At 30.7% G+C, this 14,245-nt stretch carries 13 protein-coding genes; 11 read left to right on the forward strand and 2 right to left on the reverse strand.

The annotated features are described in order from the left end of the window. The first annotated feature begins 22 nt into the window (after positions 1 to 22). Complete coding sequence (locus Q5O29_RS04085) at positions 23 to 1,030, forward strand: dipeptidase (protein ID WP_022211726.1); 1,008 nt, start codon at positions 23 to 25, stop codon at positions 1,028 to 1,030. Between the two features lie 163 nt (positions 1,031 to 1,193). On the opposite strand, the gene Q5O29_RS04090 is transcribed toward Q5O29_RS04085, so the two are convergent. Continuing rightward, a complete protein-coding gene (locus Q5O29_RS04090; protein WP_022211727.1) occupies positions 1,194 to 2,036 on the reverse strand; it encodes an AraC family transcriptional regulator in 843 nt (280 codons plus the stop codon). A gap of 198 nt (positions 2,037 to 2,234) precedes the next feature. On the opposite strand from Q5O29_RS04090, the gene Q5O29_RS04095 reads away from it, so the two are divergent. From Q5O29_RS04095 to Q5O29_RS04130, 9 genes are all read left to right on the forward strand, one after another. Beyond that, positions 2,235 to 3,521, forward strand: a complete 1,287-nt coding sequence (locus Q5O29_RS04095) for an ABC transporter substrate-binding protein (protein ID WP_022211728.1) — start codon at positions 2,235 to 2,237, stop codon at positions 3,519 to 3,521. A 1-nt stretch (position 3,522) separates the two neighbouring features. Next, positions 3,523 to 4,386 (forward strand): sugar ABC transporter permease, encoded by an 864-nt coding sequence (locus Q5O29_RS04100; RefSeq protein WP_366461205.1) that lies wholly within the window; start codon positions 3,523 to 3,525, stop codon positions 4,384 to 4,386. Continuing rightward, the gene (locus Q5O29_RS04105) at positions 4,386 to 5,225 is read left to right on the forward strand and encodes a carbohydrate ABC transporter permease (RefSeq protein ID WP_022211730.1); all 840 of its coding nucleotides are present in this window, start codon (positions 4,386 to 4,388) and stop codon (positions 5,223 to 5,225) included. Before Q5O29_RS04100 ends, Q5O29_RS04105 begins: the two co-directional genes overlap by 1 nt. Before the next feature lie 14 nt (positions 5,226 to 5,239). Continuing rightward, positions 5,240 to 5,527, forward strand: a complete 288-nt coding sequence (locus Q5O29_RS12045) for a hypothetical protein (RefSeq protein ID WP_022211731.1) — start codon at positions 5,240 to 5,242, stop codon at positions 5,525 to 5,527. Beyond that, complete coding sequence (locus tag Q5O29_RS12050; protein ID WP_022211732.1) at positions 5,514 to 5,801, forward strand: hypothetical protein; 288 nt, start codon at positions 5,514 to 5,516, stop codon at positions 5,799 to 5,801. The genes Q5O29_RS12045 and Q5O29_RS12050 overlap by 14 nt, the downstream gene beginning before the upstream one ends. Before the next feature lie 20 nt (positions 5,802 to 5,821). Next, complete coding sequence (locus Q5O29_RS04115; protein ID WP_022211733.1) at positions 5,822 to 8,020, forward strand: alpha-galactosidase; 2,199 nt, start codon at positions 5,822 to 5,824, stop codon at positions 8,018 to 8,020. Between the two features lie 61 nt (positions 8,021 to 8,081). After that, a complete protein-coding gene (locus Q5O29_RS04120) occupies positions 8,082 to 8,618 on the forward strand; it encodes a hypothetical protein (RefSeq protein ID WP_022211734.1) in 537 nt (178 codons plus the stop codon). A 97-nt stretch (positions 8,619 to 8,715) separates the two neighbouring features. After that, positions 8,716 to 8,868 carry a hypothetical protein gene (locus Q5O29_RS04125; RefSeq protein ID WP_022211735.1) on the forward strand — a complete coding sequence of 51 codons (153 nt, stop codon included), beginning with the start codon at positions 8,716 to 8,718 and terminating at the stop codon, positions 8,866 to 8,868. A 46-nt stretch (positions 8,869 to 8,914) separates the two neighbouring features. Further along, positions 8,915 to 11,113 (forward strand): DNA topoisomerase III, encoded by a 2,199-nt coding sequence (locus Q5O29_RS04130; protein ID WP_022211736.1) that lies wholly within the window; start codon positions 8,915 to 8,917, stop codon positions 11,111 to 11,113. Positions 11,114 to 11,233: 120 nt separating this feature from the next. On the opposite strand, the gene Q5O29_RS04135 is transcribed toward Q5O29_RS04130, so the two are convergent. After that, complete coding sequence (locus tag Q5O29_RS04135) at positions 11,234 to 12,907, reverse strand: ribonuclease J (RefSeq protein ID WP_022211737.1); 1,674 nt, start codon at positions 12,905 to 12,907, stop codon at positions 11,234 to 11,236. A gap of 315 nt (positions 12,908 to 13,222) precedes the next feature. On the opposite strand from Q5O29_RS04135, the gene Q5O29_RS04140 reads away from it, so the two are divergent. Beyond that, positions 13,223 to 14,176 carry an alpha/beta hydrolase gene (locus Q5O29_RS04140; RefSeq protein ID WP_022211738.1) on the forward strand — a complete coding sequence of 318 codons (954 nt, stop codon included), beginning with the start codon at positions 13,223 to 13,225 and terminating at the stop codon, positions 14,174 to 14,176. Positions 14,177 to 14,245 lie beyond the last annotated feature (69 nt).

The following is a 14,245-nucleotide window of genomic DNA, read 5'->3' on the forward strand; positions in this document are numbered from 1 at the left end:
TAATGAAAAATAGGGGGATTTTATGAAGGTTGTTGATATGCACTGTGATACTATAGGTGCAATATTTGAAAAAAGGAGTAAGGGAATAGTCTGTAATTTAAGGAAGAATGATTTACACCTTGATATAAATAAGATGGAACAAGGAAATTATCTTATGCAGAATTTTGCCATGTTTATCGATTTTAGAAGATATAAAAATACTTATAAGACATTATTGGAGATGATAGAGTGCTATGATAAGGAAATATCAGATAATGGAGATAAGATTGCTAAAGTTTTAAAATATGAAGATATTGTAGTAAATGAAGCAAATGGAAAAATATCAAGCCTTTTGACATTAGAAGAAGGTGGAGCAATAGAAGGAAGTCTAGAAAATTTGCAGCATATATATAAAAGAGGTATTAGAATGATTACTCTTAATTGGAATTATCCCAATGGAATAGGATATCCCAACGTGAAAATTAATGTTGATAAAAAGGGAGAGATAATTGGTAAGCCAGACTTCACTAAGCCAGATAAGAATAATGGCCTTACATCATGGGGATTTGAATTATTAGAAGCTATGGAGTATTTAGGAATAATACCAGATGTATCACATTTATCAGATGCAGGTTTTTATGATGTTTTAAAGCATAGCAAAAAGCCTTTCGTAGCAAGTCATAGTAATGCAAGAAGCATTTGTAACCATGTGAGGAATATGGATGATGAGATGATTAAGCAATTGGCTCATAAAGGTGGAGTTATGGGAATAAATTTTTGTGCTGACTTTATATCCTCAGAAAAGAATGGTTATACTTTTGGAACTATAAGTGATACCATCGAGCATATAAAATACATAAGAAATATTGCTGGAATTGACTGTATTGGTTTAGGTTCTGATTATGATGGAATACCAGGAAACATTGAAATGAAAGACTGTTCATATATACCAATGTTGGCAGATGAACTATTAAAGCATAAATTTACTTATGATGAAGTGGAAAAGATATTTTTTAAAAATGTCTTAAGACTTTATAAAGAATTATTATAATTAGCATGACTTTATGAAATATTATATGAAAAATTATTTAAAATCAAAGAGGATTTTCTTGTAGATAAGAAAATATAATGAGACATGGGAGGCTTTCATCACTTTAAAATAGAAAGGGGAGTACGAAAGCAGCACATGTCTCATATTTTTCATTTGCTTAGTGTTATTTATTTTGTTTTCTCCAATGACGAGGAGAGATACCTAAAATCGTTTTAAAGGCACGAGAAAAATGTAGTTGATTTTCATAACTAACGGCTTTTCCTATATCTGCTATAGATAAGTCTGTTAACTTTAATAATTCAGTGGCCTTTACCATTCTATAATTCATTAAAAATTCTTGGGGGCTTTTACCTACGTTCTTTTTAAAAATTTTTCCTAAATAACTACGGTTAATTCCACATACTTCAGCAATTTCTTCAATTGAAATATCATTTTGAAAGTTTTGTTCTATAAAATTAATCGCTTCTTTAATATAGTAGTCACTCATCTTGCTTGTTTCAAAGAGACGTTTAGATTTTGAAGAACGAGTAAAATAGTCCCAAAATAGAAATAAGTGTCCAATGAGATGAAAAGGAGTTTCCTTTGGATGTTGTACAATATATAGCATTTCATTGAACATTGATTCTCTTAAATATGTTGATTTATCATTATAAATAGGATTATCTAAGGACAAGTCAGTTAAATTAAGAGCCTCTTTAACTCTTAAACCATCAAACTCAAGCCATGTATACTCCCAAGGATCTTCATTATCAGCAATATAAGTTGTAATTTGTTTAGGAAAAATTAAAAAGCCTTGTCCGCTTTTAATTTGATAAGTTTGAGTAACTCCTTTGGAATCATTTGCCATAAGTGTTCCACTGCCTGAAATTACATAATGAAATAAATAATGATTTCGTGAACTTGGACCGAAAGAGTGAGCAGGAGAACAATGTTCCCAGCCGTATTGATATAATCCTAAGTCAATAAAATTTTTATTTGGAAATATGGAAAATAAAATATCCTCCATGTTATTGCCTCCTTAAATGGGTAATAATTAAATATATACCAAAATGATACATTAATTTAAAGTATAACATAAAATAACTCATTTTGGTATAAATTATCTAAAATGTAGATATTCATAAGTCACATAGTGGTATGTTAAAATAAAATCATAAAGAAAAAATGTATAAAAGAGGTAAAATATAATGGAAGGAGAGTAAATATGGCAAGAAAGAAAATAGCAATTTTAGGAATGTTATTGGGAACTACTGCATTTATAGGATGTGGACAAGAAATTAGCAATAATGTAATTGAAGTAGAAATGGTATCATATAAACCAGAAGCTGTAGCTGCTTTTGAAGAAATTCAAAACAAATTTAATGAATCACATGATAATATTCATTTAACAATTAATTCACCTAATGAGGCTATGACAATTTTAAAGACAAGATTTATCAAAGAAGATTATCCAGATATTGTTGCAATTGGAGGTGATGTAAACTATTCCAATTTTTTAGATGCTGATTTATTTATGGATGTATCAGATTTTGAAGGAGTTAAGAATATAAAACAGTCTTATCTTGATATGGAAAAAGAACTAGAATTTACCCCGCATGAAGGTATATATGGCTTACCTTATGCAGCTAATGCAGCAGGAATTTTATATAATGAGGATATGTTTGTAGAACATGGATGGGAAATACCAGAAACATGGGATGAATTTATAGCTTTATGTGACACAATAGAAGAGGAAGGTATAGTACCAATCTATTTAGGTTTTAAAGATACATGGACATGCCTTGCACCATGGAATGCTTTGGCAGTTGGATTAACAGATTCAGATGTATATAATCAGGTAAATAAGGGAAACACCACTTTTGAAAAAGAATATAAAGAAGTTGCTGAAAAAATGAAGATGCTGCTAAATTATGCTGAACCAAATCCATATGCTTATAGTTATAATGATGCATGTACAGCATTTGCAAGAGGTGAGGCAGCAATGTATACCATTGGAAGTTATGCAGTACCACAAATTAAATCAGTAAATCCGGATATGAATATTAATTCATTTACATTTCCAGCCAATGAATCAAAGGAAGACAATGTACTTAATTCAGGTATTGATCTTAACTTTGCTGTTATGAAAGAAAGCAGTGAGAAAAAAGAGGCAATTTATGAAGTATTAAGTTTTTTATATGAAGATGAAACTATTCAGATTTATTTAGATGATCAAGGAGGAATCACTTGTAAGGAAGGAAATTTCAAGGTTCCTAATGAGATTGGGGGCATGAGAGAGTATATAGAAGCTGGAAAAGTAGCAGATTTTCATGATCATCATTATCCAAGTGAGATGAGTGTAGATGCATTAATTCAGACTTTCTTAATGGATGAAAGCGATGAAGCAGTGGAAACTTTCTTAAAACGTTTTGATTCTGAATGGGAAAGATATAATAGAGATTTAATAAGAAAAGTAAAAGAGTATTATAAGGAGGAGCATAATGAAGAATAAAATGACAAATAAAGAAAAAACATTCTTAGCAATTATTATACCTGTTGTAATCCTTTTCTTTATATTTAATACATTACCGATGATTAAGGGATTTATATATAGTTTGACAAATTATAAGGGATATGGTTCTTACCAGTTTGTAGGATTTAGAAATTATATAGATTTATTTTCAGATGTCAGAGTAGGAAAAAGTTATTTATTTACTTTTAAGTATGCCTTAGTAGGAACAGTTCTTGTAAATGTTTTAAGTATTATTATGGCCTTAGCATTAAATGCACAAATTCGTTTTAAAAGTGCGTTAAGAGGAATATATTTTGTACCTAATATTTTAGGAGGACTTGTAGTTGGATATATATTTAGTTTCTTTTTTACTTATATATTGCCTGCAGTAGGAGATACATTTAATATTTCATGGCTACAGAATAGTATTTTAGCAAGTGAAAAATATGCATGGATTGCAGTAATAGTTGTAGGAGTATGGCAGGCTGTAGCAATGAATACAATAATTTATATTTCAGGTTTACAAACAGTACCTGAGGAGGTATATGAAGCATCTATGTTAGATGGAGTAAACAAATGGCAACAATTTTGGAAGGTTACTTTTCCTTTAATAATGCCTTTTGTAACAATAAATTTAGTGCTTAGCACAAAAAATATGCTGATGGTCTTTGATCAAATTATGTCTTTAACAAAAGGTGGACCAGCACAGAGCACCGAATCTATATCTTATTTGATTTATCAAAATGGTATGTCAGGTGGGCAATTTGGATTCCAAAGTGCCAATGCAGTGATATTCTTTTTAATTATTGTGGGTATATCACTATTTCAAATGACTGTATTAAATAAAAAGGAGGAGCAACTATAATGAAAAAGATAGGAAAGACAAACTGGCTATTAACCGGTGTACTTATTTTAGGAACTATAACAGTATTCTTCCCTTTATATATGGCATTGATTATTGCTTTTAAGAAACCTAGTGAAATGACTAATGATGTGGCAGGTTCGCTAACACTTCCTGAAAAATTTAGTTTTAGTAACTTTAGTAAGGCCATGGAAGTAACAGATTTTTGGCACTCTTTATCCAACAGTCTTCTGATTACAGTTGTAACTATTATCTTGGCAATATTAATTCACAGTATTGCTGGATATGTTATAGGAAGAAGTATGAATAAGAAAAAGGGGTATAAATTAACATATTTTTATATAGTAAGTGGTATGTTTGTTCCTTTTTCAATCTTAATGATGCCTCTCGTAAAACAAACAGCTCAAATGCATTTAGGAAATCGTGCTGGCGTTATTATTCTTTATTTAGTATTTTATATGCCAATGAATATATTGCTTTATTCAGGATATATGAAGAATATTCCTACAGCTCTTGAAGAAGCAGCGGAAATAGATGGAGCTACTACTTGGAAAACTTATTGGAAAGTTATTTTTCCAATGATGATGCCTATGCATGCAACAGTAGCAATATTAACAGCTCTTGGAACATGGAATGATGTGATGACTCCATTAGTTATTATGTCAGGGACAGGCGAAAATACTCTTCCATTAGCACAATTAAATTTCCAAACACAATTTGGTACAAATTATAATTTAGCATTTGCATCATATATATTAGCCTTAATTCCAATTTTAATTTTCTATATAATTTGTCAAAAACAAATTTTAAATGGAGTTGCTAATGGTGCAGTAAAAGGATAAAGGAGAAGTAATATATGAAACTTAAAAATGAAATTATGTTGATAACTTATGCTGATAGCTTAGGAAAAAATTTAAAGGATTTGCACACGGTATTAGATAAGTATTATAAAGAAGCAGTGGGAGGAGTACACATTCTTCCTTTCTTTCCTTCTTCGGCAGATAGAGGTTTTGCACCAATGTGTTATGATAAAGTTGATGAAGCATTTGGAAATTATAATGATATTGAAAAAATTGGAAAAGACTATTATTTTTTTTGCACCAGGGATTCCACAAATATATTATGTGGGAATGTTAGCTGGTGAAAATGATTTAGAGCTTATGGAAAGAACAAAAAATGGACGTGATATTAATAGACATTATTATTCGTTAGAAGAAATAGAAGTTGAGCAAGAGAGACCTGTTGTAAGAAAGTTAAAAGAATTAATGGAATTAAGAAACAATCATCCAGCCTTTAATTTAGATGGAGATATTAAGATTCAGTGTGAAGGCTCAAAAATGAGAATTACTAGATCTTATAATGCTGATAAAATTGTACTTGTAGCAGATTTAATGAACTATGAATTTGAAATTCAATAAGTAGTAAGGGAGAAAGATATATGGCTATTAAAATAGAGAATAGATTATTTCAAATTGAAACAGAGCATACGTCATATCAAATGAAGGTAGATAAGTATGGCGTATTAACCCATCTTTGGTATGGTGCAAAAACTGAATGTTCTATGGATTATTTATTAGATTATCCAGATATGGGTTTCTCTGGCAATATATATGAAGCAGAAAATCAAAGAACTTATTCACTAAATACATTACCACAGGAATATTCAACTAGCGGTGTTGGGGATTTTCGTATACCAGCTATTACTGTGACCCATGATGATGGTAGTAGGGCGTTAGATTTAAGATACAGTGGGCATAAAATAAGTAGAGGAAAATATAATATTGATGGTTTACCAGCTGTATATGCAACGGAAGAAGAGGCCGAAACTTTAGAAATAGTGATGGAAGATACAGCTACTAATATTGAAGTAATATTAATGTATGGAGTTCTACCAAAGAAGGATATTATTACAAGAAGTACGGTAATAATCAATAATGGAACTACACCAATTACCATAAATAAGGCTCATAGTTTATGCCTTGATTTACCAGAGGGAAACTGGCAAAGCATTCATTTCCATGGAAGACATGCTATGGAACGTCAAATGGAAAGATGTGAGCTAATTCATGGCATTGAAGAATTCAGTAGTAGCAGGGGAACATCAAGCCATCAGCAAAATCCAACTATTCTTTTATGTGAAAAAGAATGTACAGAAACAAGTGGATTTTGTGTAGGAGCAGCCTTAATGTATAGTGGTGGTTTCCAAACACAAATTGAAAAAGATCAATTAAAGCAAGTTCGTGTTGTAATGGGGATAAATCCTGAAACATTTTCTTGGAAGTTAAATGCCAGTGAAAGATTTAATACACCAGAAGTGATATTATCTTGTTCAATGGAAGGAACAGCTAAATTATCACAGCAATTCCATAAGATAATTAGACATAATGTATGCAGAGGAAAATATCAGTTATCTCAAAGACCAATCTTAATTAATAACTGGGAAGCAACTTATTTTGATTTTGATGAAAAGAAAATATTAGATATTGCTAAAGAAGCTTCAAAAATTGGTATTGATATGTTTGTTTTAGATGACGGATGGTTTGGTAAACGAGATTCAGACAATTCAGGCCTAGGTGATTGGTATGTCAATGAAAACAAGATTAAAGGTGGTTTAGCTACTTTAATTTCTAAAATTAATGATTTAGGAATGAAATTTGGTATTTGGTTTGAGCCAGAAATGGTTTCAGAAGATAGTAATTTATATAGAGAACATCCGGAATGGGCCATTAAGATACCAGGAAGAAATCCTATGAGAAGTAGATATCAATTGGTTCTTGATATGTCAAATCCAGAGGTAATTGAATATTTATATAATTCTATTAGTGATATATTAAAAAACAATAATATTGAATATGTAAAATGGGATATGAATAGAAGTATTAGTGATTGGTATAGTACTTGTTTACCAAGCAGTAGACAAGGTGAGCAGCCTCACAGATATATACTTGGCTTATATGAACTGTTGGAAAGATTAATAACTGACTTCCCACATATTCTTTTTGAAGGATGCAGTGGTGGTGGGGGAAGATTTGATGCCGGAATGCTATATTATTCTCCACAGATATGGTGTAGTGATAATACCGATGCTCATGAAAGAACTTTTATCCAGTATGGAACAAGTTTCTTTTATCCAATTTCTACAGTGGGATCGCATGTGTCAGCAGTACCAAATCATCAAACTGGCAGAATAACTTCCCTTGATACAAGAGGAATAGTTGCTATGGCAGGTAGTTTTGGTTATGAGTTAGACTTAAGCACTTTAACTGAAGAAGAAAAAGAGACTATGAAAGAGCAAGTTAAAAAGTATCGTCAGTATCAATTATTAATTCACAATGGAGATTATTATCGTTTGACTAATCCTCATAATAGTAGAATAGCAGCATGGCAGTGGAATGATAATACTAATGGCAATGTTTTAGTGCAAGGAGTTGTTTTTAGAGCTGTAGCTAATATGGTGAGAGATAAAATTAAGCTTATGGGCGTAGATGCTTTAGCAAAATATAAACTTAAAGGTACCGGTGAAATATATTCAGGCATGGCACTGATGACTGGTGGAATTCTTATACCACGTACTACAGGTGATGATGCTGCTTTTGAACTTTTCTTTGAAAAACTAGCCAATTATGAAGAAAAATAATTGGAATAAGAATAGTAAATAAAAAATAATATATTCATAGTAATAAAAAAGAGATGAGGATATGAAAAAGAAAACAATTTTATCTTTAATACTATGTGCAGCAATGATGATTACATGTACGTGTGGTAATTCAAAGGATAAAGAGAGATTTACTCCAGAAGTAAATGAGACAACTGGAGGTGAAGTTATAAAAAATACTCAGCCTGAGGAAAGCACTGAACTTGTATTAGATGAAGAAATGAGTGAGAAAGTAAAAAATTATATCTTTAATGAGCAAAGTGGTTCAGAAGCAACTAAGATTAAATGGAGTTCTACATTTTTAAATGCTGTTGATATAGATAGTTTATATAAACAGTTTGTGGCCAATGGAGGTGAAGTTGAAGATGTAAGTGGGGTTGCAGCATATATAACAGCTAATGCACCTATAGCAGATAATTGGCAGGAAATGTTTGAGAAAGAAATCAATAGTACTTATGGAGAAAAAATAAGTAAAGTAGAATATTTAGAAGGTGACTTGTACACTGCATATGTTATAAAGGATGGAAAAGAAGTACCTTATGTTACAGTAAATGCAAGAACAGGGTATTTTCATGGATAAATAAGAAGCAGCAGTAGAAATACTGCTGTCTTTTATATAGTTTATAACAGAACATAATTTATAATATATAATAAGGTTAAATGATAAAGGATGTGATATGGAGATGGGTTCAAATAAATGTACTTTAAGAAAAGAAATTAAAAATGAAATAGCAAAATACATAGACAATGAATTTATGAATGAAACCATGAAGGAAATTGTTAATTACATAAATACTACTAGTAAAGTTCTAATTGATGATTCTAATTGATAAAATATGATATAATAAATAAAAACTGTAACGAAGAGGTAAATATATGAGTAAAATATTAGTTTTAGCTGAAAAACCTTCAGTAGGAAGAGATTTAGCAAGAGTTTTAAAATGTAATCAAAATAAAGGTTCATATATAGAAGGAAACAAGTATATAATTACTTGGGCAATGGGACACTTAGTTGGACTTATGGATCCAGAAGGATATGATAATAAATATAAAGAATGGAAGATGGAAACACTGCCAATGCTACCAAAGCATATGAAGCTTACCGTACTTAAAAAAACTGCTAAGCAGTATAATGAAGTTAAAAAGCTTATGAATAGAAGCGATGTTAGTGAAATAGTTATTGCCACAGATGCAGGAAGAGAAGGAGAGCTTGTAGCTAGATGGATTATTGAAAAGGTAGCAGTTAATAAGCCACTTAAAAGATTATGGATTTCATCACAAACTGACAAAGCTATCTTAGATGGTTTTAAAAACTTAAGGCCTGGTAGAGACTATGACAATCTATATAAAGCAGCTGTTTGTAGAGCAGAGGCAGATTGGTTAGTAGGTTTAAATGTGACTAGGGCTTTAACTTGTAAGCATAATGCTCAATTATCAGCAGGTAGAGTTCAATCTCCAACACTTGCCATGATAGTAAATAGAGAAGAGGAAATTAGAAGTTTTAAGCCTAAAACATATTATACTTTAGGGGCTAATGCCAATGGATATAAATTATCATGGGTTAATAAGGATAATAACTCAAGAATATTTGATGAAGAATTTGCCAAGAAAATTGAAAGTAAGCTAAGAAGTGCTGAAGGGAAAATTGTAAATATAGCAGAAGCTAATAAAAAGAAATACGCGCCAGCTTTATATGATTTAACTGAGCTACAAAGAGATGCTAATAAGATTTGGGGATACTCAGCAAAGCAAACCTTAAGCATAATGCAAAGGCTTTATGAAAATTACAAGATATTAACTTATCCAAGAACTGATTCAAGATATATTACTACTGATATAGTTGCCACTATTCCAGATAGATTAAAGGCTATTGCCATTGGAGAATATAGAGCAACAGCTGATACACTACTTAAAACTAAGATAAATGGTCATAAGGGATTTGTAGATAATTCTAAGGTAAGCGATCACCATGCAATTATTCCTACAGAACAAAAACCTAATTTAGCACTACTTTCTTCAGAAGAAAGAAAAATCTATGATTTAGTAGTTAAGAGATTCTTAAGTGTAATGCTGCCACCATTTGAATATGTGCAAACTACCATTGAAGCTAATGTATCAGGTGAAAAGCTAATAGCTAAAGGTAAAGTTGTTAAATCAAAGGGATGGAAAAAGCTATATGATCATTTAGAGGAGGATAATAGCGAAGAGGATATTAAAGAACAGGTACTTCCACAAGTTAATAAAGGCGATAAAGTTAATTTAACTAAGGTAGAATTAAAGACTGGGCAAACTAAACCGCCGGCAAGATTTACGGAGGCTACACTTTTATCAGCTATGGAAAATCCTCATAAATATATAAATGTAGGAAAAGAGGCAGCTAAAACATTAGGTGAAACAGGTGGACTAGGAACAGTTGCCACAAGAGCTGATATTATTGAAAAGTTATTTAACTCTTTTGTTATAGAAAAGAAAGGTAAAGATATAATACCAACGTCAAAAGGAAAACAACTTATAGAGCTTGTACCAGCAGATTTAAAATCACCACTTTTAACAGCTAAATGGGAAAAACAGCTTGATGAAATAGCTAAAGGTAAGAGAAATGATCATGGATTTATTAAAGATATGAAAAATTACTCTGTAGCTTTAGTTGAAGATGTAAAATCAACAAATTCTAAGTTTGTTCACGACAATAAGACTGGTAAAAAATGTCCTAACTGTGGAAAATACCTTTTAGAAGTTAAGGGTAAAAACGGTACAATGAACGTTTGCCAAGATCGAGAATGTGGTTATAGAGAAAGTGTATCTAGAACTACTAATGCAAGATGTCCTGAATGTAAGAAAAAATTAGAAATTAGAGGACAAGGTGAAGGAAAAATATACGTTTGTACGGGAGCTAATTGTAACTTTAGAGAAAAAGCTTCTTCTTTTGAAAAGAGATTTGATAAAAAAGGAAAAGTAGATAAAAGAGAGACTCAAAGAATCATGGCAAAAATGAAAAAAGAAGCAGAAAAGGAAGCAATGGAGGATAATCCATTTGCAGCTTTACTTGGAAATATGAAATTTGATAACAAGTAACAAAAATAAATTATTATATATATTTATTTATTAACTGAAATCGCTAATAGAAATAAATATAATTATAATCTAATAACAAATAAGTCATATCAAAATTTATTTTGATATGACTTATTTGTTTTATTGTTCTTTTTCCACAATTACAGGAATTATCATAGGTTTTCTTTTAGTTTTTGTATATAGGAATTGTCCAAGTGAACTTTTAATCTTAGATTTAATTGAATACCAATCTACAATATCATTAGCTAGACAGTTTTCTACTTCACGTTCTATTAATGTAGTAGCTTCACTCAATAAATCATTAGAGTCTTTTACATAGACAAATCCTCTGGAAATTATGTCAGGTCCTGAAATGATTTCTTTTGATTCCTTATCTATTGCTAGAACAGCAGTAAGGATACCATCTTGAGATAAGACTTTTCTATCTCTTAATACGATATTTCCTACATCTCCAACACCACTGCCATCAACATAAACAGTTCCAGTATGAATAGATTTTGCTTTTACAGCTTTTTTACCTGTAAGTTCAAGAACATCACCATTATCTAAGAGGAAAATATTTTTTTCGTCCATACCTAAAGATTTTGCCAATTCAGCATGTTCTTTAAGATGTCTATATTCACCATGTACAGGAACAAAATATTTTGGTTTTATCAGAGAATGAATAAGTTTTAATTCTTCTCTACATGCATGACCAGATACATGGACTTCTTCCATGGCATCATAGATAACTTCTGCACCTTTGCTTATTAATATATCAATAAGCTTTGTAATGAGTTTTGTATTTCCAGGAATAGGAGAAGCAGAAATAATTATATAATCTCCTTCTTTTAAACCTATATTTTTATGGCTACCTGATGCTATTCTTGATAAGGCAGACATTGGTTCTCCTTGGCTTCCTGTAGTGATAATAGTAACCTTGTTATCAGGATACTTATGTATATCATCAAGTTTTATAATAGTATTTTTAGGAACTTTTAAGTATCCTAAATCCATGGCAATTTGTGAAATCTTCTCCATACTTCTACCACTAAATGCAACTTTTCTTCCGTATGTTATAGAAGAATTAATTACCTGTTGAACTCTATGTACGTTAGATGAGAAAGTAGCAACTATTACTCTTCCTTTAGCATTTCTAAATAATCTTGTAAGATTTTGTCCAATTATAGTTTCAGATATAGTAAAGCCTTCTCTTGTAGCATTTGTACTATCAGCCATTAATAAAAGAACTCGTCTCTTACCTATTTCAGATATACGTTGTAAGTCGATAACTTCTCCATCTACAGGTGTATAATCTATTTTGAAATCACCAGTATGGAAGATTACGCCTTGAGGAGTTGTTATTGCTAGTGAACATGAATCAGCTATACTGTGACATGTTCTGATGAATTCACAGGCAAAGTGCTCTGTCTTTATAGGTTCCTTTAAGGTAATTTCGTTTAATGAGCAGCTTGATACCATATTAAATTCAATTAGCTTGCTTTCGATAAGGCTTAAAGTGAATTTACTTGCATAAACTGGAACATTAATTTCCTTTAATATATATGGAAGAGCACCTATATGGTCTTCATGACCATGTGTTATAAAGATACCTTTAACCTTTTCTCTATTTTCTAAAAGATAAGATATATCTGGAATTACTAAGTCTATTCCGTACATCTCATTGTCCGGGAAAGAAAGACCGCAATCAATTACAATTATTTCATCTTCATATTCAATTGCAGTGATATTTTTCCCGATTTCGCCTAATCCGCCTAACGGAATTAATTTTACTTTGCTTTTTTTAGTTCTCATATAATCTCCAATTCTTAACGCAATTTATAATAATTATTATTAAAATCTATAATTTTTCCATATTATATTAGTAGTTTAATTATATATAATGGTTTCTAATTAATCAATAAAATTTTATTAACTTAAAATAATATAAACTTAATTATATTCTTTTTTTTATTCTATGGAAAAAATTTTTGATAAATGAGGTTGATTTTAAGTATAACATAAAATTAACTATGAAATAAATAAATTTTAATATATAATAGTCATAATTACTTTTATGAAGGTAATCATTGTTTAGGTTTTACAATATACTGATAAGGAGAAATAAGGATGAAGAAAATAATTATGGTTATTATTGTTATATTAGCATTGCTTTGTGCTTTAATTTTAGGAATAGGTGGCAACTATTTATATAATCTTGCTGTGAACCCTAGTGTTTCGAAAGATATGGTTTTTAATTCATCAAAAAATGATGTGGCACAAGAAGAAACTAGTGGTGATGTTACTGAAGAAACAAAAAATTGGCTGGAGGATGAGAGTGGATATAGTGATGTATATATCACGTCAGATGATGGACTAAAGCTTCATAATTATAAGATTATTAATGAATATACCAGTAATAAGTGGGTTATACCAGTACACGGATATACATCTAATGGAGTTGGGATGGCTTTTTATGCAGAGAAATTTTATAATATGGGATATAATGTAATGATTCCAGACTTAAGAGGACATGGAGAAAGTGAAGGAGATTATATAGGTATGGGGTGGGATGATAGAAAGGATATCATGAATCTTATAGATTATATAATTGCTGAAGATAGCAAAGCAGAAATAGTACTGTTTGGTGTTTCAATGGGAGCAGCAACAGTGATGATGGTTTCAGGAGAAGAGCTTCCTTCAAATGTAAAAGCGGTTATAGAAGATTGTGGATATACGTCAGCTTGGGATCAATTTGCCTATCAGTTAAAAGTATTGTTTAATTTACCAGAATTTCCAATGATGAATATTGCAGATATTATATGTAAGATAAGAGCAGGGTATTTTATTAGCGATGCTTCAGCAATTAAGCAAGTAAAGAAATCAGTGACTCCAACACTATTTATTCATGGAGATAGTGATAGCTTTGTACCTTTTGAAATGCAGGAAGAATTATATGAGGCGTGTAATGCTGAAAAGGAAAAGGTTGTAATAGAAGGTGCAGCACATGCAAAAGCTTCTTCTACTAATCCAGAATTGTATTGGACAAGTGTAGTTGATTTCTTAGAAAAATATGTAGAATAGTTAAAGTTAAGTTGTTATAATTAAGATGTAAAAATAATTGTGTATACTTTTATGAAAAAATTATTTTTA

The sequence above is a fragment of the Clostridium sp. CAG:265 genome (assembly GCF_000436575.1).
Classification (GTDB): domain Bacteria; phylum Bacillota; class Clostridia; order Clostridiales; family Clostridiaceae; genus Clostridium; species Clostridium lentum.